Origin of the sequence: Foetidibacter luteolus (assembly GCF_009650435.1) — a bacterium.
GTDB classification, from domain to species: Bacteria; Bacteroidota; Bacteroidia; order Chitinophagales; family Chitinophagaceae; genus Foetidibacter; species Foetidibacter luteolus.
The window spans coordinates 22,876-45,694 of the sequence record NZ_VVIP01000047.1; the positions used below are offsets into that span (position 1 = coordinate 22,876).

Consider the following 22,819-nt stretch of genomic DNA (forward strand, 5'->3'; position numbering starts at 1 on the left):
TAATTTTTTTAACCAGGTCTGTTAAACGGTTAGTGGTTGCCGGCAGATGCCCAAAGTTACAGTTTATTATTCAGGGCGGCAATGCCTTGCGTAGTTGTGGAAATGTTGGGGCCGCAGTAATGGGGCACCGTAATAAGCCGGTATGAGGGCTTACCCTTAAGAAGGATTTGTACCAGCATGTGTATACCGGCTGTGATGAAGTTTGCTTTTTGTTTCATAATAAATGTTCAGGTTTATTGTGGAGAAACGGTTGATGTTTGAAAATTCCACGCTATTCCTTTGAAAAAGAATCGTAAATGTTCAAACTGCTTTTTGAATATGTATTTAACGGTCGTCTTAGGGATGGTTAAAAAGGTAAAGAATGCAAAAAACGTGATTAACTGGGTTTTCTTCGCATTCCGGCGCATGTAGTAAATACGGTTACGTGTATGATAGTACACTTTTAGTGCATTGTGCTTACCTATCGAAATGGATTCTTTATGGTAAATAGTAGCGTAACCCTGGTAAATAATCTTATAGCCTGCCCTGGTTATCCTTGTACTCCAGTCTATTTCTTCGTAGTATAGAAAAAAATTCTCTGCAAACATACCAACTTTTTCAATTACTTCCCGCTTTACCATCATGGCTGCGCCATGGGCGCAGGGCGTGGTTGACATAAAGTCAAACTGGCCTTTGTCCTGCTGTTTGTTGCCTACCGTAGCATTCTGGCAGGTATACATGTTCATTTCTGTAAAGCCGGCGTACTGTATAACATCAGGATGATAAAAGAATTTTATTTTCGGGCTTACCACGCCAATGGATTGGTCAAGCTCAAAAGGCTCAATCAATTTGTGCAGCAGGTCGGGCGTTACTTCGGTATCGTTGTTTACGATAAATACAAAATCTCCTTTGGCGGCTTTGATGCCCAGGTTATTACCGCCGGTAAAACCAAGGTTAACCTCGCTCCTTAAAACTGTAACCTGCGGATAAGAAGCTTTTATTTGTGCGGTGCCATCTGTTTTAGAGGCATTGTCAACTACAATAATTTCAAAATTCCGGTATTCCAGTTTTTTGGTTGATTCCAGGAATTCGCAGGTGGTGTCCGTTTGATTATAGTTAAGGGTGATGATAGAAACTAAGGGTTGCATTTCGGGCTTTTGTTTTATGTTAGCTTGGGCTGGCATATATGCTAAACATCAGATTTCTGCATCATGGCAAAAGGCGTCTTTACCATAATCCACAAATCAAAAATCAGGGAGTTGTTTTTGGCGTAAGTAATATCAAGTTCAATTCTTTCTTCGGTTGACATGTCTGATTCGCCGCGTTTCATTATCTGCCACAATCCTGTCATGCCGGCAGGCGCATCAAAACGGTTAGCCCAATGGTCACTGGTTAATGTGGCGGCTTCATACAAAGGTAATGGGCGGTTGCCAACCAACGACATATGGCCCAATAAAACATTAATCAATTGTGGCAGCTCATCAAGGCTGGTATTGCGCAGAAAAGATCCTACACGTGTTATACGGGGATCGTCTTTTATCTTTAAAAAACTGGGCGCATTACTGTTTTCTGTACCGCTGCCGTATTGGTTTAGGTGAGAAAGATCTTTTAGCTTCTTGTCAGCGTTCACCACCATCGTCCTGAACTTGTAAAACTTGAAGATCCTGTAATGTTTGCCAGCTCTTTTTGATATATAAAATATCGGGCCTTTCGATTCCAGTTTTACAGCGATGGCAATCAGTAACAATACCGGGGACAAAATAAGGAGCAGCAATGACGAAACAACAATGTCAAAACTTCTGCGTATAATATAGCTTGTCTTTTTGCTAACCTGCGTCACATGCTTAGGAATGGTAACTTTCGTAGAGGCAAGCTGCTTATACCGCTGTAAAAACTTTACTTTAAATTCCAGCTCGGCAAAATCGTCCAGAGACGTTATTACATCGTCTACAACCTTAAATTTTTTGAATTGGTCGGCATTTTGTTTTATATCGCTGTTAACGTACAGGATGATGGGTATAGAAACATGCAGTTTCAGGTTGCGTAAAGCTGCTAACTGTTTTAAATAAAGGCCCTTGGTATCTTGCTTAATAAGTATCAGCCCTACTTCTTTTAAGGGTAAGGCCTGTATTTCTTCCCGCGTAACTGTTGTACTGGCAAAAGGTAACTGGTAAACCTGGTAATCGTTGGTAAACAACAACCTGGCCTCTTCTTTATCAAAAGCGCCAAATAGTAAAACCAGCTTTCCGGAATCAGCCGCGCTGATTTCCGTAACAACAATCATCTTGTTTTTCAGATGATTGTCCGGCAGTGATGGAAAATCTTTCAGTAAAGACATCATAGGTCCTTTTTTTAAGGGTGGGTGTTTTAGTTGTTAACCGGTACTGCGGATAAATATTTAGACGATTTCAGTACGCCTGAAACCCTGTGCAGCAGGTCAATGGGTTCAAATGGTTTCTTTATGCAGTCGTATATGTACTCTGTCTCAACTTCAACTTTTGTTTCTTCCAGGAAAGCAGATGACAATACTACTATGGGTATATGTTTGTACAAGGCGCTTTTCTTAAGGTAGGCAATTAATTCCCAGCCATTAATTGAAGGCATATTAATATCAGTCAAAATCAAGTCAGGACTGAAGCCTTGTGAAAGGGACATCATAGCAGTCAGTCCGTCATCAGCAGTGCGAACAATGTAAGATTTTTTAAGGATGTTCTCCAGCAGGTAGCGCATGGAAATGTTATCTTCTACAATCAAAATTTTTTTCATATTCTCATTATTTCTTGCCATGTGGCTTTGTGAATTAATCTAGGGTTACCTAAAACATAGTGCAAGCGTTTTTAGTAACGATTAATCACAGGAAGTGGAAGAGAATTACTGCTGTACTATTTTTGAGGATATTAAGACAAAAAAACCGGAAATTTCAAAGGAGGATAGTACGGAGTTAATTTTGGTGTTTCTGGATGTCTTGGACGAAATTCTGTGCTAATATAGTATGGATATATAAAACAGCAAAAAAAAACTAAAATTTATGTCGGATTAATTCTTTTTTAATGCGTTTGATAAGGTAAAAGTAAGTGTTTATTCCGAAAAACAATTGATATTCAATAATTAAATATGAACTATCTCCTTCAACTGGCCTGTAACCTGTTTAAGAACACCATCAATCTTGCTGATAAGATTTGGTATTTCTTTAAGGTTACCCTTTTCTTTAATGGTGTTTTCCACAAACTTAATATCTTCCAGTATGCTTTCTATACGTAAAGTTTCTGCGATTGGTTTTAACTTATGCGCTATTGCTTTCACTTCCTCCCAGTCTTTGCTGTTGCAGGCTATGTTCATTTCCTCGGTCATTTTTGGAACTGTTGTTACAAAAACTCCTAATAACTCTTTTATAAAGCGTTCATCATTCTCAGTTAAAACGTGCAGGTAGTCAAGATTAAACAATACGTCATCCTGCATAATGGGTTCATTTTTTTCCTGGTAGTAATCTTTTGGTGTTAACATGAGTTACTTAGTATATACGCTTTTACCTTAAATGGGTTCAACACATCATCAGGGTACAAAGAATGCAATTTTGTTTTTTTATTTTGGGCCCGGCAACAGGCTATTAATGAGGCTTTGCTTGCGTCGCACTCTTGTACGCCTTGTTCGCTGTTCAGCAGCCCAATCATCCTCCCCCGGTTATACCAGACTTATCATTTAACCAGGTTAATACCATAAAGATTACGAAAAATTGTTTGCATCCTCCGCATACGGCAGTTATTATGGTTGATGTCCTTAATTTTCGCCGGCTGTTACAGCCGCCATAAAAAACCGGGCGATGAAAGTAGTGCGACGCAATCCCGAAGTTTCTGGATCATGAAAAGCTGCCGCCGGCCACCAAAAAAAGCTGTTTGGCGAAGCTTAATTTTCAACTTTCTGTACTACCAGTTCATTGTTTTTAATCATGCGGTAAATGGTAGATTTACCAATGTCCAGTTTTTCCGCAACCTTCAGAATATCGTATTGGTAAAGGTCAAGGTAGTGCTGTATCAGCTTAGTGGTAAAATCACGTAAAGTGGTATTCTCCCCGTTCATGGTGTTTACGTTGTAACTGGCTGATATTATGTTGATATGCTCAGGTTGTATTTCCATTTCATCGCACATTACGCAGGCCAGTTCCACTACAGATTTCAGCTCCCTTATATTACCGGGGAAATTATAGAGCATCAGCTTCTTTTTGGCCTCAACGGAAAGGTTCTTGTCCGGCAGGCTGTTTTCCCTACAAAACTGGTCTATAAAAAAGCGTGCAATAAGTATTATATCGTTGTTCCTGTCACGCAGCGGTGGCACCTGTATGGGCAGGCCCAGCAGTCGGTAATAAAGGTCTTCCCTAAACCTGCCATTCTTTACTTCGTGCAGCAGGTTTTTGTGAGTGGCAACAATAATCCGTACATCAATAGGCACTACCTGGTTGCTGCCCACCCTGGTTATTTCTTTTTCCTGCAGTACCCGCAGCAGTTTGGCCTGCAGGCTCAAATCCATCTCGCCAATCTCATCAAGAAATAATGTGCCTTTATGGGCCTCTTCAAACTTGCCTATGCGCCTGCCGGCAGCACCGGTAAAAGCGCCTTTTTCATGGCCGAATAACTCGCTTTCCAGCAAGTCTCTTGGTATGGCCGCTACGTTTACGGCTATAAACTGTTCCTTTTTTCTTTGTGAGTTAAAATGGATGGATTTTGCCACCAGTTCTTTACCTGTGCCTGTTTCCCCCGTTATGGATACGGTAATATTGGTTTTGGATGCCTTGTCAATCCAGTGGAACATTTGCCTGATGGGCTCGCTGTTACCAATAATAACTTTTTGAAAGTCATACTTTTTAACCACTTCTTTTTTGAGGGTATCAAGTTCTTTCTTCAGTTCAATGGTTTCACGCAGGTGTTCTATGGATATCCACAGTCGTTCCTTGGTGTCGTTGTCTTTTACTATGTAATCGTGAACGCCGCGGCGCAGCAGGTCTATGGCTATTTTTATATCGTTCTGGCCAGAAATAAAAATCACTTTACTTTCCGGGCTTAACTCTTTTACCTGCGATAGAAGATAATCCCCAGTGCCATCTGGCAAAGAATAGTCCAACGTAACAATATCGGGCTTCTCATGCAGGGCAGCGAGAAATGTTTTGGCAGAGGTGAATTTCTTTACCAGGTGATCAGGATTGAGGGATAAATGGTGTGCAAGAAGAGACCCGTAGAATGCATCATCCTCCACAACATGTATTACAATCGGGGTTGGTTTCATAAAATATATGATTTCGGTCAGCGTGTGCAGCGGTAAATATCGGTATTGTTTTTAACAATCTGGTTTAAAGCGGCTTAAAACTCGGTTTAGCCGTTCTATTTGCCGCTTCTATAAATTTTAAGGCGGTATTAAGCTGAACGGTTATTTTTGTTATTATGAAGGTAACAGACGAAATGATTGACAATCTTGCGCACCTGGCCAGGCTGCATTTTACAGATGATGAAAAAAAAGAACTGAACACAGATCTTGAGCGCATGATTGATTTTGTGGAGAAACTGAAAGAACTGGATACTGCCGGCGCGGCGCCGCTGTTGCACATGGGGAAGGAGATTAATGTGCTGCGGGAAGACAAACAAGAAGGTTCTGTAACTGTACAGGAAGCCTTGCTGAATGCCCCGGAAAAAGATGACAGCTTTTTTAAAGTTCCTAAAGTAATTAAGAAAGAAGCATAGCCAGCTTTGGTCTAAATAAAAGTACTACATGCAATCATCCATCATTCATCTCGAAGCTATAAGGAAAACATATTTCATGGGCTCCCAGTCTGTAGAAGTGCTGAAAGGCATTACACTGGATATCTATAAAAATGAATATGTGGCCCTGATGGGGCCCAGTGGCAGCGGCAAAAGCACACTCATGAATATATTGGGCTGCCTGGATACGCCTACCGGTGGCGCCTATATACTTAACGGTAAAGATGTGAGTAAGATGAGCGATGACGAACTGGCCGATGTACGTAATGTGGAAATAGGCTTCGTTTTTCAGCAGTTTAACCTGCTTCCACGCCTTACTGCTGCAGAAAATGTGGCTTTGCCGCTTGTTTATGCGGGTACTGCAAGGAAAGAGCGTATGGAACGTGCCATGGAAGCTTTGCGCAAAGTGGGGCTTGATACCCGCAGCCATCACAAACCTAATGAGTTAAGCGGTGGCCAGATACAACGTGTAGCCATAGCCAGGGCGCTGGTTAATAATCCCTCTATACTTCTTGCGGATGAGCCAACCGGCAACCTTGATTCAAAAACTTCTGTGGAAGTAATGGAAATATTCGGGCACATACAGGCTTCAGGCAATACGGTGGTATTGGTAACGCATGAAGAAGATATTGCCGGTTATGCCAAACGTGTTATAAGGTTAAGGGACGGCCTGGTTGAAACCGATAATACAAAGCCGTTAAAAGAGGTTTTACAGCCAGCCTGATAACCGGGAACTTCCGGGCTTTATCAAACAGTATCCATTGTGTTGACAGTTAAGAAGAACTTCTGCACTTCATCATTCAAACAAATTATAAGTCTTTTCCACTTCAACAGACCGTTAACCAGCAACTGGTAACCGGTAACTGTTTAATGAGCTTCTGCACTTCATCATTCAAACAAATTACAAGTCTTTTCCACTTCAACAGACTGGCAAACAGCAACTGGTAACCGGTAACTGTTTAATGAGCTTCTGCACTTCATCATTCAAACAAATTATAAGTCTTTTCCACTTCAACAGACTGGCAACCAGCAACTGGTAACCGGTAACTGTTTAATGTTAGCAGCAGGTATTGATATAACCGCTTCTATCTCAGGTGAAATAGCAGCAGTCTGGTAATCTCCCATGCTTTTCAGATTACAGAGATGCCCGTAACGTTAAGTAAAAAGGTATTTCAACATGCGCAGTTGACCTGTCAAGTATCAATTGGGCAGCACGCTCACCCATTAGCTGAAAGTCTGTTGAAATAGTTGTAATACCGTTTAGGATAATCCGTTTGATGGGCGTTTCGTTGTAGGATATCACACCAACTTCTTTGCCAACCGTTAAGGAGGTATTTAATATGGTTTCAATAAGTGTAACAAGGTCATTTTCCATGAGGCTGATAAAAACGCAACCTTCTTTAATGTCATTTGTATCAATGCTGTTAAGCACTTCGCAGTTAAAAGCGTACTGGTTGCAAAAGCGTTGAAAGCCTTTTACTATCTCGTTAGGGTGGTAAGTATATTCCGGGAATATTATTTTAAGCGTATGGTATTTTTTCAGCGGCTCTAATGCCTGCTCCAGGGCGGCGTAAATATCTTTCTCAAAATTTTCATAAACGGCCGCGTATTCGCCATTTACTTCGGGCAATAGTTTATCCAGCAGCAACAGCTTTTCTTTGGGCAGGTTATTGATGATTTCGTAAGCGTTTTCTCCGCCATCTGAAAAATGAGGGATGATAACATAATAAGAATAGTCATCCCGCTTGTTGTTAAGCAGTTCTTTAAACAATGAAAAATCATTGTTGTAGATATAAAAATCAATGGCCGCGTTTTCTCCAAGTGCGGCGGCGAATGCATCGTAAAGAATTTTTTTATGGGCGCTCAGCTTATTAAAGAGCAGGAACACCTTAATCCTCTTTTTGATATCCGTATTGGCTATAAAATATCCTTTGCCGGGCACAGAATTAATAATGCCCATGTTCTTCAAATCCCGGTAGGCCCTTATCCCGGTATCCCTGCTTATTTCCAGTTCGTAACTAAGGTCGTTAATAGACGGAAGGAAGTAATCTTTATGTACCCTGCCATCTTCAATACCTTTAATGATGGAATTAATAATCTGCAGGTATTTTGGCGTAATGGAATGCTCGTCAATTTCGATGATGGTATAAATATTCTCAGAAATCATGGCAGGTTTTAAAACGGGAATCTAATTTTCTGTACGCCGCCCGGGTGCAATCATAACAGTTCGTGACAGCTCTGCAAATTAGACGATTTATTTTTATACTGCTTATAAAAATTGCTATACCCGCGCCGGCATACGGTATTTAATATCACAAAAAGATTGCTAAACGGTTACAGTGTTTTGTAACTATAAATTGCTTATTATGAGGCCAGTTAATCCTTCATTGCTTGCTGTAAAACATTCGCATGCAAAATGCTTTCCATTCCAGGCGAAAGTCTTACCGCAATACAATTCTGCTTAAAACAGTTCTGCAACTCTAATCAAAATCGAGCATTTGTGTTTTCAGTCTATTATTGTTTTGCCGGGTATTAATGTGCTGATTTTTATTCCGGACGTACAAGTGAGTGACACAACAGGCGATGCCACATGTACCGCGGCTGGTCCCTAAAAAATATCTCTGCCCTGTAAAGGGCTGCGCTTAAACCGTATTGCCTTGTAAACATCATTATCAAACTTGTCATAAATGAAAAAACTACTCTTGTTTTCTGCTGCAGCTTTGTTGCAAATTGTCGTGTTATCTCAGCCCGGTGATGTTTCAAAAGACAGTATTGCGCAGAATTTTATGGCGCCGCCGCCTGCTGCCAAACCCAGGGTATGGTGGCACTGGATGAATGGAAACATTACCAAAGAGGGCATACGCAAAGACCTTGAATGGATGCACCGGTCTGGCATAGGCGGGTTTCAAAATTTTGATGCCAGCCTTATGACACCGCAAATAGTTGAGAAGCGGCTGACATACATGACACCGGAGTGGAAAGACGCTTTTTTGTTTACCACCAGGCTGGCAGATTCGCTTAAGCTTGAAATGGCTATTGCTGGCTCACCCGGCTGGAGTGAAAGTGGCGGCCCATGGGTAAAACCGGAAGACGGGATGAAAAAAATTGTATGGACTGAAACAAGGGTAAAAGCTGGCTCCTCTGGCATAAAACTGCCACAACCACCTGGTGTTACCGGGCCTTTTCAAAATATACCTAAGCAGCCCGGTTTTGGCGAGCAGGTAGAAGCGTTAAGACTGCCGGTTTTTTATACGGATATTGCTGTAATTGCCTGTAAAGTGTCCGCGGCGGATAAATCGCTCAACAATATGGGAGCCATTGTTACCTCAAGCGGGGGCAACTTTACCTTACAGCAGTTATCGGATGGAAACCTGGCTGCATCCATATTGCTGCCTGCTGATACGGCAAAAGGCTATGCATGGATACAGTTTGCTTTTCCGCAGCCTCAAACCATTAAAGCCATAACCATGGTGGGTGGCGGTAACCCGGGTATGTTTGGCCAGGGTGCGGCCCCGACAGATGCCCGTACACTGGAAGCAAGCGATGATGGCATTAGCTTCCGATTCATTTCTCATATACCGCCAGGTGCTATTTTGCAGCAAACAATGGCCATACCTGCCTCTACGGCAAAATACTTTCGCATAACGGTAAAGAATCCACCGCCTAAATTTAACGCCCTGGCCGCTATGGTAGGCATGGATGTAAAGCCGGAGCCTTCTCCCGGTACGGAAATTTCAGAAATCTGCTTACATGCGGCGGATGTAATTAACCGCTTTGAAGAGAAAGCCGCCTTTGCCCCGGTTGGGGATTTATATGCCAAGGCATCTGCTTCTACAAACGATGTTGTTGCTACCGGCGATATTATTGATCTTACCGGAAAACTGGGCATTGATGGTACTCTCAACTGGACAGCACCGGAAGGAGAATGGAAACTCTACCGTTTCGGTTATTCTTTAATGGGCATAGATAACCACCCCGCATCGCCTGAAGCAACGGGCCCTGAAGTAGATAAGCTTGACCCTGTGGCGGTTAAAAATTATTTCACCAATTACCTGGAGCAGTATAAAAACGCAACCGGCGGGCTGATGGGCAACAAGGGGGGCTTGCAGTACATGATAACCGATAGTTGGGAAGCAGGCGCTCAAAACTGGACAAAGAACCTGCCGCAGGAGTTTCAGAAACGCCGGGGCTACAGCATCCTGCCCTGGATGCCTGCTTTAACTGGCCTGGTAATTAAAAGCGCCGAAGCCAGCGAACAGTTCCTGTTCGACTTCAGGAAAACACTGGCTGAAATGGTTGCCGAATACCACTACGATGCCCTAACAGACATATTGAAAGGGTATGGCATGAAACGTTATACAGAATCTCACGAAAATGGCCGTGCCCTCATTGCAGATGGTATGGATGTTAAAAGAACGGCTGCCGTACCCATGTCTGCCATGTGGACACCCAATATTTTCATCAATCAAAACGACCAAACCTACCATACTGCCGATATTCGTGAATCAGCCTCCGTAGCGCATATTTACGGCCAAAACCTCGTGGCTGCGGAGTCTCTTACCGCACTGGGCGTACCTTCCGGCGCATGGTCTTACACCCCCGAAAATTTAAAACCCACTGTAGACCTTGAACTGGCCTGTGGTTTAAACAGGTTTGTTATTCATTGTTCTGTACACCAGCCAACAGATGATAAGGTTCCCGGCCTTGGCCTTGGGCCCTTTGGCCAGTGGTACACCAGGCACGAAACCTGGGCCGGCCAGGCAAAAGCATGGAATGATTATTTAAGCCGCAGCTCTTACCTTTTGCAACAGGGAAAATTTGTGGCGGATGTGCTGTATTATTATGGAGAGGACAATAACATCACTTCTTTGTTTGGCAAAAAAATGCCGGATATACCTGAAGGGTATAACTACGATTTCATTAATACACATGCGTTAATTAACCTGCTTTCTGTAAAAGATGGCAGCCTGGTTACGCCCGGCGGCATGAGTTACCGTGTGCTGGTATTGGATACCAATGCACGAAAAATGTCGCTGCCGGTATTGCGCAAACTAAATGCGTTGGTAAAAGGAGGCGCCACTATCAGCGGTGTAAAGCCCGAAGCGCCTGCCGGCTTGTTAGATAACAATGAGGAGTTTACCACGCTGGTAAACCAAATATGGGGCCCATCAAATACCAGGGTAATTACCGGTAAGGCTTTGGCCGAAGTATTACCAGCTTTGGGTATTGCGGCTGACTTTAGTTACAACAAGCCGCAACAAAATACAAAACTGCTGTTTGTGCACCGCAGGTTACCCAACCGTGACATTTACTGGGTAAACAGCCGTAGCGATCAACCAGAAAATATCCAAGCAAGCTTTAGGGTAACCGGCAAAATACCTGAGTTATGGCACCCCGAAACAGGTAAAACCGAAGCTTTGTCGTATCAAATTGCTAATGGCGTTACCAAAGTTAACCTGCCGCTTACCCCTAATGATGCGGTGTTTGTTGTATTTGGTGAGAAGGCAGATAAAACTGCTATTACATTGGCAGCACCCACTGAAAAACTCCTAACCACCCTTGATGGTGGTTGGAAGGTCAATTTCCAGGAGGGCCGTGGCGCCCCTGCGGAGGTTTTACTGGATACTCTTATGTCATTTACAGAAAGCAAGGATGCCGGTATCAGGTATTTTTCAGGTACGGCCACGTACACAAAAACAATAGCCGCTGATAAAGGCTGGTTTGCCAACAAGCCTCAGTTGTGGTTAAACCTGGGCAATGTTAAAAATATTGCGGAGGTAAGTATAAATGGTAAGCCACTGGGCACCGTTTGGAAACAGCCATTTGCAGTTGATATATCAGGCGTATTGGCACCCGGGGAAAATAAGCTGGAAATAAGAGTTACCAATCTTTGGGTAAACCGTTTAATTGGCGATCAGCAGCCTGGCGTTACCAGTAAAATTACCTATACCACCATGCCTTTTTATAAAGTAGGTTCTCCATTGCTGCCTTCCGGTTTGCTGGGCCCTGTAAGCATCGTTGCAAAATCAAAAACTAATAAGTAAAAAACCTAACAGTTCAGAACAGTTGTTATAACCCACGGCTTTATTTTTATATAATTTGTTCTTGGCCATATAGAAAAACTCAACTACAGATGCAGGTAATACTTGGCGTTCTCTATCACTTTATCGGTGGCTTTGCTTCGGGAAGTTTTTACATTCCATATAAAAAAGTAAGGGGTTGGGCCTGGGAGAGTTACTGGATTGTGGGCGGGTTATTTTCCTGGCTAATAGTGCCGCCGCTGGCTGCATGGTTAACTGTTCCGGGTTTTGCGGAAATTATACAACAGGCAGGCGGCAGCGTTATCGGCATGGCATATATTTTTGGAGTGTTGTGGGGTATTGGCGGGTTAACTTATGGCCTTGGGGTAAGGTACCTGGGTGTGTCTTTGGGCAGCAGTATCATACTTGGCCTGTGCATGGTGTTTGGTTCTCTGATACCATCTGTGTATTACGATTTTTTTCCCCAGGAAGGCAAGGATACCTTTAGTATGCTGGTGGGTACAAAATGGGGTTTAACCGTAATTGCCGGGCTGGCCGTATGTATTACCGGCATCATTATTTGTGGCAGGGCCGGAACCATGAAAGAGAAACAATTGGCCAATGTAACTGCTGCAGATACGCATGGCATGCAAACTAAAACGGAATATAAGTTTGGCCTTGGGCTTTTTGTTTCTGTCGTGTCCGGCATATTAAGCGCCTGTTTCAATTTTGGGTTAGAGGCAGGCAAGCCAATGGCTAATGTGGCAAATGAACTGTGGAAGGCATCTCACCCGGGTCAGGGCGAATTTCTGTTTCAAAACAATGTAACTTATGTAGTGGTGCTTTGGGGTGGTTTAACCACCAACTTTATCTGGTGCATGTTACTTAATGCACGCAACAAAACTTTTGGAGATTATACCAACAAAAAAACACCACTTGCGGGTAACTACCTGTTTGCGGCGCTGGCAGGCACCACCTGGTTTTTGCAGTTCTTTTTTTACGGCATGGGCGAAAGCAGGTTGGGCAATGGCCCCAGCTCGTGGATACTGCACATGGCCTTTATTATACTCGTGGCAAATATGTGGGGGCTGATACTTAAAGAATGGAAAGGGGTAACACAAAAAACATTAGCCACAGTTGTTCTTGGCATCATCACCATCATACTATCCGTGTTAATTGTAGGGTGGGGCAATTCCATGAAGTAGCAGGTAGGAAGGAGAATTTATGGGCCCGGCAGAATGGACTACTATCAGGCTTCCGTTGCGTCGCACTCTTGTACTGTTGGTTCTTTACGCGGCAAGGTGTAACAGGCTTTAATTGTTCCGGGTTTCTTTGTTCAAAGTTCAATGTTCGCGGCTGCGCCGCAAACTTCTGGGCTCTGTCATTTGCAGTAACAAGGCAGGGGCATGCATTTGTAAAGCCGGTTCCTCTGTTTTGTAACCCAAGGCTTAAGCCTTGGGTTAGTGAAGTCCGCTCAACAGATGAGCTTTAGCCAAAATGGTAAAGGTGTTTTTTGAAAGCAAAAAGCTGGTATTAAGAGTTGAATAAAAAATACAGTGAGTAACAAATCATGTTAATCATTTAAATCATTTGAATCATGATAAAAGAGAATACAGAAATAGGAAAGGATTACAAACATGTAAGCTATTTGTGGGATGAGGCCAAAGCCGCAGAGTTGGAAGGGGATGAAGTAGCATTACTGGTTTACCGGTCAAACCTGTTGGGTGCAGATTTGCGGCTTACCAACTATGGCGGCGGCAATACATCCTGCAAACTTACCAGCAAAGACCCGCTTACAGGTAACGAAGTGGAAGTGATGTGGATAAAGGGCAGCGGCGGCGACTTAGGCAGCATGAAAAGAAGTGGCCTCGCTGCACTGTACGTGAACCGGTTGAGAAGCCTTACCAATGTGTACCGTGGCATTGAGCATGAAGATGAAATGGTAGAACTGTTTAATCATTGCATTTACGACCTGGCATCAAAGGCGCCATCCATTGATACGCCGTTGCATGGGTTCCTGCCTTTTAAACATATTGATCACCTGCACCCCGATGCGGCTATTGCTATCGCAGCGGCTAAAGACGGAAAAAAAATAACGCAGGAATTATTTAATGGCACCATCGGCTGGGTGGAGTGGCAGCGGCCGGGCTTTGACCTGGGCCTTAAGCTTAAGCAATGCCTTGATGAAAATCCTGGTATACGTGGTATCATGCTGGGCTCTCACGGTTTGTTTACCTGGGGTGATACCGCTTACGAAAGCTATCTTAATACGCTGGAGGTAATAGAACGTTGCGCCCAGTACCTGGAGGACAATTATGGTAAAAAAGCGCCTGTGTTTGGGGGCGCAAAAATAGAGTCTTTGCCCGGGGATGAGCGCCTGGCAAAGGCAGCCATCCTTGCCCCTGTGCTAAGAGGTTTCTGCTCATCTGAAGCCGCTAAACGGTCTGCTTCCGGCGTGGGCGGCATGGTTGGTCATTTTACAGATGATGACAGGATATTACAGTTTATCAATTCCAACGATTTGGAAAGGCTGGCCCCGCTTGGTACAAGCTGCCCGGATCATTTTCTCAGAACCAAGATCAGCCCGTTGGTACTTGATTTAGCAAAAGAGGAAGAGTTAACCAACATTGCTGCCCTCAAAGAAAAACTAACCCCGCAATTTGAAGCCTACCGGCAAATGTATGCGGAGTATTACAATACCTGTAAACACCCTAACAGCCCGGCCATGCGGGATCCTAACCCTGTAGTGATACTGTACCCGGGTATAGGCATGTTTACTTTTGCAAAAGACAAACAAACAGCCAGGGTAGCAGCGGAATTTTATATCAACGCTATTAACGTAATGAAAGGTGCGGAAGCGGTAAGTGAATATACCTCACTGCCACGGCAGGAAGCGTTTAATATTGAGTACTGGCTGCTGGAAGAAGCCAAGCTGCAACGCATGCCAAAGCCTAAAGCATTAAGCGGAAGGGTAGCGTTGATAACCGGCAGCGCCGGCGGCATTGGAAAAGCCATTGCTAAAAAGTTTGCGGAAGAAGGGGCTTGTGTGGTTATCAACGATATTAACGAAGAACGCCTGCAGGGCGCATTGGAAGAATTTCAAAAGCAATTTGGAAAAGATACGGCTTCTGCCGCCGCGCTTAACGTAACCGATGCAGGCAGTACTGAAAAGGCTTTCGCCCAGGCGGCACTTGCCTTTGGCGGCGTGGATATTGTTATTAACAATGCCGGCATCAGCATTTCAAAACCGATTGCAGAACACACTGTTGAAGACTGGGATAAATTGTACGACATATTGGTAAAAGGGCAGTTTATTGTAACCAAAGCGGGGGTGGAAGTGATGCGCAGGCAGGGCTTTGGAGGCGATGTTATCAATATTGTTTCTAAAAATTCAATTGTGGCCGGCCCTAATAATGTTGGCTACGGCTCTGCCAAAGCGGCACAGGCCCACATTACCCGGTTATTGGCTGCGGAGTTGGGGCCGGATAAAATTCGTGTAAACACGGTTAACCCTGATGCGGTAATAGTTGACTCCAACATTTGGGCCGGCGGCTGGGCCGAAGGCCGTGCAAAAGCTTATGGCGTTACAGTGGATGAACTGCCCGCTTACTACGCCAAACGTACATTGCTGAATGAAGTGATTTTGCCAGACGACATAGCTAATGCCTGTTTCGTTTTTGCCGGGGGGCTGATGAATAAATCAACCGGTAACATTTTAAATGTGGATGGGGGAGTAGCGATGGGGTTTGTGAGATAGTGAGTGGTGAGTGGTAAAGTGGTGAGTGGTGAGTGGGTGTTGCATGTTAAAGAGGATAATTAAATGTGAAAATGAAGCACTGAATAGTCAGCCACTTTAACACTCATCAAACCAGCATCCAGTAACCAGCAGCCCAATGTCATTAAGTTAAGAAAACGAATGTCAGGTTGAGCTTGTCGAAATCGGTTATACAAGTCATTTTTCACCAATCCGTCTTCGACAGGCTCAGGCTGACAGCATAACTTAATGACATTGACCAGCAGCCTGCAGCAATTAGTAATTTAATAACTTTCGCCATGACCAGGATCGCATTTAAAATGAAGCTCTTTAAAGGCTTTGAAGAGGAGTATAAAAAGCGGCACGATGAAATATGGCCGGAGTTGAAGGAGTTGCTGTACGAAGCCGGTATTTGTGATTACAGTATTTTCCTGGATGAAGAGACGGGCATCCTGTTTGCAACGCTAAAAATAAGTGATGCCGCCACGCTGGAAGAACTGCCGCAATATGACGTGATGAAAAGATGGTGGGCTTATATGAAGGATATTATGGAAACTAATGAAGATAATTCACCAGTGAGCACTCCGCTTGCAAAAGTGTTTCATTTAAAAAAAGCAACATCAAAGATTTATTAACAGCAACTTTGTTATAATAAGTGGTGAAGCTGCAGCATCGGGGGTTCCCGAGCTTCACTTCAGGGTAAGCGGTTTTCAAAATTCATCCAACCGGTAACCTGCAACTAAATCGTCTTGCTATGCAAATAGAAAAATATAAACTGGAAGAGCACAATCACTCCCTGCAAAAAGAGCACCGGCGCAGGTTCGAATTCATCGCGGCGGAAATAAAGGACCCGGAAGGCATTTTGCAGAAACTTATAGATTTCCAGGTGGCCATACCAAGCTGGGCGCTGGGTACCGGCGGCACACGCTTTGCCCGTTTTGCAGGTGGTGGCGAACCCCGTAGCCTGGAAGAGAAGATTGAAGATATAGGGTTGCTGCATGCGCTTAATAAATCAAGTGGCGCCATCTCTCTGCATATCCCCTGGGATATACCCGAAAACGCAGCCAACATTAAAGCGCTGGCCGCTCAAAACGGACTGCGTTTTGATGCGATGAACTCCAATACCTTCCAGGACCAGCCCGGACAGCAACTGAGCTATAAGTTCGGCTCTATGCAGCATGTGGACAAAGCTGTGCGCAAGCAGGCTGTTGAGCATAACATTGAGGTGATCAAATATGGTGTTGAGCTGGGCTCCGAATCGCTAACGGTTTGGCTGAGTGACGGCAGTTGTTTTCCGGGGCAGTTGAATTTTAGAAAGGCTTTTCAGCATACACTCGAAAGCCTGCAGGAAGTATATGCTGCCTTGCCGGACAGTTGGAAAATGTTTGTGGAGTATAAAGCTTTCGAACCTAATTTTTATTCAACAACGGTGGGGGATTGGGGGCAATCCTTACTGTACGCCAGCAAACTGGGGGATAAGGCTTACACCCTGGTTGACCTGGGCCATCACCTGCCCAATGCCAACATTGAGCAAATAGTTGCCTTGCTGCTGATGGAAGGTAAACTGGGGGGCTTTCATTTTAATGACAGCAAATACGGCGACGATGATTTAACAGTGGGCAGCATAAAGCCATACCAGCTATTCCTGATTTTCAATGAACTGGTGGAAGGCATGGACGCAAGGGGTATGAACCACAACACGGATTTGGGCTGGATGATTGATGCTTCTCACAATATAAAAGACCCGCTGGAAGATTTGCTGCAGTCGGTAGAAGCTATCCTTATAACCTATGCGCAGGCTTTACTGGTGGACAGGCAAAAACTTACTGAGGCACAATTAAAGAATGATGTGGTTACCGCACAGGAAATATTGCAGCAGGCTTTTCGTACAGATGTACGTGCACTGGTAGCGGAAGCGAGGCTGCGTGCAGGTGGGTCGTTGAACCCTATTGGCTTTTACCGCAATGAGAAAGTGAGGGAGAACTTAATAAAGCAGAGAGGCAGTAAAACAGTGGCAACGGGGTTGTAGAAGATAAAGTCATAAAGTCAATGAGTCTGTAGGTCATAAAGTCAAGAAGTCATAAAGTCAAGAAGTCATAAAGTCAAGAAGTCATAAAGTCGATGAGTCATAAGGTCAATAAGTGAGATAGGCCGGGTGCAGGTTCTTTTATAAAGCAGAAGTTTGGTAAATAACCAGGGTGTTTCACTACAAACTGCAGCCGCCCATTGGTATAACAGATGAACGGATTGCGACGCAACGATGATGCCATGAAATGCCTCAGCCGGTATCATAATCATTGAGGCATTCATTGAGGCCAAAATAAAACAACAAATAGTCGAAATAAAAACTTCTGCTGGTACCATAAGAAGAACACTGCTAACAGATAGTCAATAATGTTAACGCTACTTTCTAATGAATGCACTGCCCGTAATAGCGATATATGATGTTGGAAAGACCAACAAAAAGCTTTTCCTGTTTAATGAGCAGTACGAAATTGTGTTTGAAAAATCGGCTAAGTTTAATGAAACAACAGACGAAGACGGCGATGCCTGCGAGAACCTGGAGAGCCTAAGGTTGAGTGTGTTTGATTCGCTGCGGGAGGTATTCCGCCGCAAGGAGTTTGATATTAAAGCCATTAATTTTTCCGCCTACGGCGCCAGCTTTGTTTATATTGATGAGGAAGGCGTACCTGTAACGCCTTTGTATAATTACTTGAAGGAATATCCTGCTTATTTGCGTAAACAGTTTTATGATACTTACGGGGGCGAAACCATTTTTGCCCACAAAACAGCCTCACCGGTATTGGGCAGTCTTAATTCAGGAATGCAGTTGTACCGGCAGAAGTATGAGAAGCCGGAAGTGTTTAAAAAAATAAAATACGCCCTGCACCTGCCGCAGTATATAAGCTACCTGGTTACGGGCGTAGCATGCAGCGATATTACCAGCATTGGTTGCCATACCAATCTTTGGGATTTTCAAAAGAACCAATACCACGAATGGGTTACAAGGGAAGGCATAGCTGAAAAATTAGCGCCCATTTTGCCGGGCGATAAAGTGCTGCCGGCAGCGTTTGGCAACCACTATTCAGTGGGCATCGGCCTGCACGATAGCTCAGCCGCCATGATTCCTTACCTGGTTAGTTTTCATGAACCGTTTGTATTAATTTCAACGGGTACCTGGTGCATTAGCCTTAACCCGTTTAATGACATACCGCTTACTACCGAAGAGCTTTCCAACGATTGTTTGTGCTTTCTTAGTTTCCAGGGAAAGCCGGTAAAAGCTTCACGTTTGTTTGCAGGTTATGAGCATGAGCAGCAAACAAAAATTTTATCGCAGTACTTCAACAAGCCATTGCACTATTACAAAAATGTTTCGTTTGATTTAGCTATTTATAACCGGCTGCACCCCTTGTGGCAACAGGGCAACAGCTTTAACCGGCTGCTGCCGCAGGATGCAAAGGATTTATCAGCAATGGCTAATTATGAAGAAGCGTATCACCGCCTGATGATGGATATTGCAGCCCGTCAGCTTGTCTCAACTCAGTTTGTGCTGAACGGAACAGGTGTGAAGCGGATATTTGTAGATGGCGGCTTTGGTAAAAATTCACTGTACATGAACCTGCTTGCAATACTTTTCCCTCATATAGAAGTGTATGCCGCGTCTATGGCGCAGGCAACTGCTGTTGGCACTGCCTTAAGCATTCACAATGCCTGGAACAGCAAAGCTTTACCCAACGATTTAATTGAACTGAAATATTATTCCGTAACACATGGTGCAGCAGTATGAGAGTCGGATTATTTATTCCCTGTTATGTTGACCAGTTTTATCCGCAGGTAGCTATTGCCACATTGCAGTTACTGGAAAAGCTGGGGTGCCAGGTGCTATACCCGTTAAACCAAACCTGTTGCGGCCAGCCAATGGCCAACTCAGGCTTTGAGCATTTAACACATGGCTGCAATGCATTGTTTGTAAAAAACTTCAGCGGGTTTGATTACATTGTTTCGCCATCAGGCAGTTGCGTACTGCATATTAAAGACCATCTGCACGATAAAGATGAGCCAGCGGCGAAAAACATTCGTGATAGTATTTACGAGTTGTCTGAATTCCTGGTGGATGTTCTAAAAGTGGAACAACTTGATGCTTCTTTTCCGCATAAGGTTGGCGTACACCAAAGCTGCCACGGCCAGCGTGGGTTAAAAATTTCGCAGATGAGCGAGTTGGTGGCTGCGCCTTTTTCAAAGCCGGGCAAGTTGCTGGGCATGGTATCTGGCCTGGAGCTGATTGAACTGGACAGAAGGGATGAATGCTGTGGCTTTGGCGGTACTTTTTGTGTAGCTGAAGAAGCGGTAAGCGCTAAAATGGGTAAAGACCGTGTGAAAGATCATGTACAACATGGCGCTGAATTTATCACCGGTGCAGACATGAGCTGCCTGATGCACCTGGAAGGTATTTTAAAAAGGCAAAACAGTAAGGTGAGGGTAAAGCACATAGCGGAAATATTGAATGGTGAGTAGTGAGTGGTGAATGGTGAGTGGTGAGTGGTATAGCCATTAAAAATACCCTCAACAACATACCATTCAACAGACTTGCAACCAGTAACTTGCAACCAGCAACCAGTAACTTGCAACAATTTAAAACATGAGCGACAACGCTAACAATACAACCACACATGCGGCATTATCCAAAAAGTTTAATGCAGATGAACCCCGTGTTGACTGGCATGATGAAACATTGTGGTTTGTACGCTCCAAAAGAGATAAGGCGGCCAATGCATTGCCTGAGTGGGAGGAGTTGCGGGAAACCGCTTCGCAGATAAAGAATAATGTGCTCAGCAACATGAGCGGGTACCTTCAGCAGTTTGAAGAAAAAGCCAGGCAAAATGGTATGGTTATCCACTGGGCGCCGGATGCAAAAGCACACAATGAAATTGTACTCTCTATATTGAAGCGCCATGGTGTTGACAGGATGGTGAAGAGCAAATCAATGCTTACAGAAGAATGCCATCTTAACCAGTATCTGCAGCAAAACGGTGTTGAAGTAATAGATACAGACCTGGGCGAACGCATTGTGCAAATGCGGCAGGAGCCGCCCAGCCACATTGTGTTACCGGCCATACATTTAAAAAAGCAGGATGTAAGCGATACCTTTCACGAACACCTGCATACAGAAAAAGGCAACAATGATCCGCAGTTTTTAACCAATGCTGCAAGGCTGCATTTAAGGGAAAAATTTCTTACAAGAAAAGCAGCTTTAACAGGCGTAAACTTCGCCATTGCAGAAACAGGCGAGTTTGTTGTTTGCACCAACGAAGGCAATGCGGATATGGGCGCCCATCTTGCCGATGTGCATATAGCCTGCATGGGGTTTGAAAAAATAATACCCCAGCGTAAACACTTAGGTGTGTTCCTAAGGCTGTTGGCAAGAAGCGCCACCGGTCAGCCTGTTACAACTTATAGCAGCCATTTTAAAAAGCCGCGGCAGGGGCAGGAAGTGCACATTGTAATTGTTGACAATGGCCGCAGCACACAACTTGGCAGAAAAGATTTTCGCAATTCATTAAAATGCATACGCTGCGCGGCTTGTTTTAACACGTGCCCCGTTTACAGAAGAAGCGGCGGCCATAGTTATCACACCGCTATTGCCGGGCCTATCGGTTCAATACTGGCGCCTAACCTTGATATAAAGCAGTATGCTGACCTGCCTTTCGCATCCACGCTTTGCGGTTCCTGCAGCAATGTTTGCCCGGTTAAAATTGATATACACGATCAGCTATACAAATGGCGGCAGGTTATTGGTAAACAAGGTTATGCCGGCAAAGCAAAGGCCATCAGCATGCAGGGCATGGCTTTTACGCTGGCGCATCCTTCCATGTACAAAGTGGCTGGCAAGGCTGGCAGGTGGTTTTTGAGAAACACGCCGTTCCTGCTTAACAACAAGCTAAACCCCTGGTACCACCAGCGGGAAATGCCTGCTTCGCCAAAAGAGTCTTTTGCAGATTGGTACAAAAAGAACCGCCAACCTAACAATGAGTGAGAATAATTTTTTTATCAGGGGGTGCCCCCAAGCTGCGCAAGGGGTCGGGCTTTCCGCTCATACTCCGGCACAGGGCCAATACACAGGGCCTTCACCGGGGTATCCACTTCAATCCCTCACCCAAGGTGTAACCTGCTTAATTTTTTGCAGGCAGCTTTAATTTTTTAGTTTAAAGTAACTTCAATCGCCTTCTTACAACAATGAGCATCGCAAACAATACAACAGGTTTACAAAGCCCCCCTTCAGGGGATGGGAGTGCCATTTTACAGGCCATCAAGGCCAATCAGCCGGCCCCTGTTGCGCTGGTAGAGATACCTGCTTTCACCCCTTTTTTTGATGATGTGGTTGCTAAATACATGGAGGTACTGACAGCAATTGGCGGAGATGTTTACCTTGTTAACAGTAATGAAGAGATCATCGAAAAAATAAAACTACAGTTTCCGGGTGCGGGGCGCATTGTTTCATTCTGCGCAGAGTTTGCAGGTATAGCCGAAGAAAAAACTCCCGGTTCAAGTGCGCATAGCTATGAAAATGTGGATGTGTTTATCATGAAGCCTGCTCTTGCTGTTGCGGAAAACAGTGCCGTTTGGATTACTGATAACGATGTGCCGGTTCGTGTACTTCCCTTTATAGCACAAAGCGTGGTAGCGATAATACGCCGGCAGGATATTGTAGCCACCATGCACCATGCCTACGATAAAATAGCTGACGTAGATTATGGTTTCGCCACTTTTATCGCTGGTCCTTCCAAAACCGCCGATATTGAGCAGTCTCTTGTATTGGGCGCCCACGGCCCTAAAACCATGACGGTATTTATACAGCAGTAAAGCCGCTGAACAAGCGGCTTTACTGCTGTATAGCTTTAATAATTTTTCTTTTGTTGTCCAGGTGCAAAAGGTTTTGCGGATTTGCTGCCTGATATTTTTTTAGCCTGGCCCGGAGGCATGCCATGCGGGTGTGCTTTATGGGTACAGGCCGCCATCATATACGCCGCAAACAACGCTGCCCAAATAAGTTTCGGTCCATTCATATCATTGAATTTTATACCCGAAGTACAAATACTGTTCCATACATTCAATTGGCAAATGGTGGTGCCTTCTATTTCAGGACATGACATATCATTCCTTGTTCCTTATTCGATATTTCCCCATCCGGGTCTGAAAAGATGCCTAATGAACCGAACGATAAAGTGATTGCGACGCAACGAAGTCGCCATGAAATACTATCGCTGGTAGCCAAATTTTAAATGGTGAAGACATATCCATCGTACATCCCACATCATACA

Annotated in this window: 19 protein-coding genes; 11 read left to right on the forward strand and 8 right to left on the reverse strand. The window is 44.3% G+C overall.

Annotation, left to right across the window (positions count from 1 at the left end; translation table 11 throughout):
* Positions 1-56: 56 nt before the first annotated feature.
* From F0364_RS14610 to F0364_RS14635, 6 genes are all read right to left on the reverse strand, one after another.
* Positions 57-218, reverse strand: a complete 162-nt coding sequence (locus F0364_RS14610) for a hypothetical protein (RefSeq protein ID WP_153798533.1) — start codon at positions 216-218, stop codon at positions 57-59.
* A 15-nt stretch (positions 219-233) separates the two neighbouring features.
* Positions 234-1,127, reverse strand: a complete 894-nt coding sequence (locus F0364_RS14615; RefSeq protein WP_153798534.1) for a glycosyltransferase family 2 protein — start codon at positions 1,125-1,127, stop codon at positions 234-236.
* A gap of 41 nt (positions 1,128-1,168) precedes the next feature.
* Positions 1,169-2,320, reverse strand: coding sequence for a sugar transferase (locus F0364_RS14620; protein WP_235921116.1), 1,152 nt, complete (start codon positions 2,318-2,320; stop codon positions 1,169-1,171).
* Between the two features lie 26 nt (positions 2,321-2,346).
* Complete coding sequence (locus F0364_RS14625) at positions 2,347-2,745, reverse strand: response regulator (RefSeq protein WP_207632685.1); 399 nt, start codon at positions 2,743-2,745, stop codon at positions 2,347-2,349.
* 342 nt (positions 2,746-3,087) lie between these two features.
* Positions 3,088-3,483 carry an Hpt domain-containing protein gene (locus F0364_RS14630; protein WP_153798536.1) on the reverse strand — a complete coding sequence of 132 codons (396 nt, stop codon included), beginning with the start codon at positions 3,481-3,483 and terminating at the stop codon, positions 3,088-3,090.
* A gap of 399 nt (positions 3,484-3,882) precedes the next feature.
* Positions 3,883-5,256, reverse strand: a complete 1,374-nt coding sequence (locus tag F0364_RS14635; protein ID WP_153798537.1) for a sigma-54-dependent transcriptional regulator — start codon at positions 5,254-5,256, stop codon at positions 3,883-3,885.
* 155 nt (positions 5,257-5,411) lie between these two features.
* Here F0364_RS14635 and gatC point away from each other — a divergent pair, with 155 nt between their 5' ends.
* The gene (gatC, locus tag F0364_RS14640) at positions 5,412-5,708 is read left to right on the forward strand and encodes an Asp-tRNA(Asn)/Glu-tRNA(Gln) amidotransferase subunit GatC (RefSeq protein ID WP_153798538.1); all 297 of its coding nucleotides are present in this window, start codon (positions 5,412-5,414) and stop codon (positions 5,706-5,708) included.
* Between the two features lie 28 nt (positions 5,709-5,736).
* A complete protein-coding gene (locus F0364_RS14645) occupies positions 5,737-6,450 on the forward strand; it encodes an ABC transporter ATP-binding protein (RefSeq protein ID WP_153798539.1) in 714 nt (237 codons plus the stop codon).
* Positions 6,451-6,861: 411 nt separating this feature from the next.
* Here F0364_RS14645 and F0364_RS14650 read toward each other — a convergent pair whose 3' ends face one another.
* Positions 6,862-7,893: a GntR family transcriptional regulator gene (locus tag F0364_RS14650; protein ID WP_153798540.1), complete on the reverse strand. Its 1,032-nt coding sequence runs from the start codon at positions 7,891-7,893 to the stop codon at positions 6,862-6,864.
* Positions 7,894-8,413: 520 nt separating this feature from the next.
* Here F0364_RS14650 and F0364_RS14655 point away from each other — a divergent pair.
* From F0364_RS14655 to F0364_RS14695, 9 genes are all read left to right on the forward strand, one after another.
* Entirely contained in the window at positions 8,414-11,770 is a 3,357-nt protein-coding gene (locus F0364_RS14655; RefSeq protein WP_153798541.1) for a glycosyl hydrolase, read from the forward strand.
* 89 nt (positions 11,771-11,859) lie between these two features.
* Positions 11,860-12,951 (forward strand): L-rhamnose/proton symporter RhaT, encoded by a 1,092-nt coding sequence (gene rhaT, locus F0364_RS14660; RefSeq protein ID WP_153798542.1) that lies wholly within the window; start codon positions 11,860-11,862, stop codon positions 12,949-12,951.
* 392 nt (positions 12,952-13,343) lie between these two features.
* Positions 13,344-15,503 (forward strand): bifunctional aldolase/short-chain dehydrogenase, encoded by a 2,160-nt coding sequence (locus F0364_RS14665; RefSeq protein ID WP_153798543.1) that lies wholly within the window; start codon positions 13,344-13,346, stop codon positions 15,501-15,503.
* A gap of 296 nt (positions 15,504-15,799) precedes the next feature.
* Complete coding sequence (gene rhaM, locus F0364_RS14670) at positions 15,800-16,135, forward strand: L-rhamnose mutarotase (RefSeq protein WP_153798544.1); 336 nt, start codon at positions 15,800-15,802, stop codon at positions 16,133-16,135.
* A gap of 119 nt (positions 16,136-16,254) precedes the next feature.
* Positions 16,255-17,529, forward strand: coding sequence for a sugar isomerase (locus F0364_RS14675; protein WP_153798545.1), 1,275 nt, complete (start codon positions 16,255-16,257; stop codon positions 17,527-17,529).
* A 384-nt stretch (positions 17,530-17,913) separates the two neighbouring features.
* Positions 17,914-19,287, forward strand: coding sequence for an FGGY-family carbohydrate kinase (locus tag F0364_RS14680; RefSeq protein WP_153798546.1), 1,374 nt, complete (start codon positions 17,914-17,916; stop codon positions 19,285-19,287).
* Positions 19,284-20,015, forward strand: a complete 732-nt coding sequence (locus tag F0364_RS14685; protein WP_153798547.1) for a (Fe-S)-binding protein — start codon at positions 19,284-19,286, stop codon at positions 20,013-20,015. The genes F0364_RS14680 and F0364_RS14685 overlap by 4 nt, the downstream gene beginning before the upstream one ends.
* A 124-nt stretch (positions 20,016-20,139) precedes the next feature.
* A complete protein-coding gene (locus tag F0364_RS14690; RefSeq protein ID WP_153798548.1) occupies positions 20,140-21,534 on the forward strand; it encodes a lactate utilization protein B in 1,395 nt (464 codons plus the stop codon).
* A gap of 200 nt (positions 21,535-21,734) precedes the next feature.
* Positions 21,735-22,361, forward strand: coding sequence for a LutC/YkgG family protein (locus tag F0364_RS14695; protein WP_153798549.1), 627 nt, complete (start codon positions 21,735-21,737; stop codon positions 22,359-22,361).
* A gap of 35 nt (positions 22,362-22,396) precedes the next feature.
* Here the strand turns inward: F0364_RS14695 and F0364_RS28955 are convergent, their stop codons facing one another.
* Positions 22,397-22,564, reverse strand: coding sequence for a quinol oxidase subunit 4 (locus F0364_RS28955; RefSeq protein ID WP_207632686.1), 168 nt, complete (start codon positions 22,562-22,564; stop codon positions 22,397-22,399).
* Positions 22,565-22,819 lie beyond the last annotated feature (255 nt).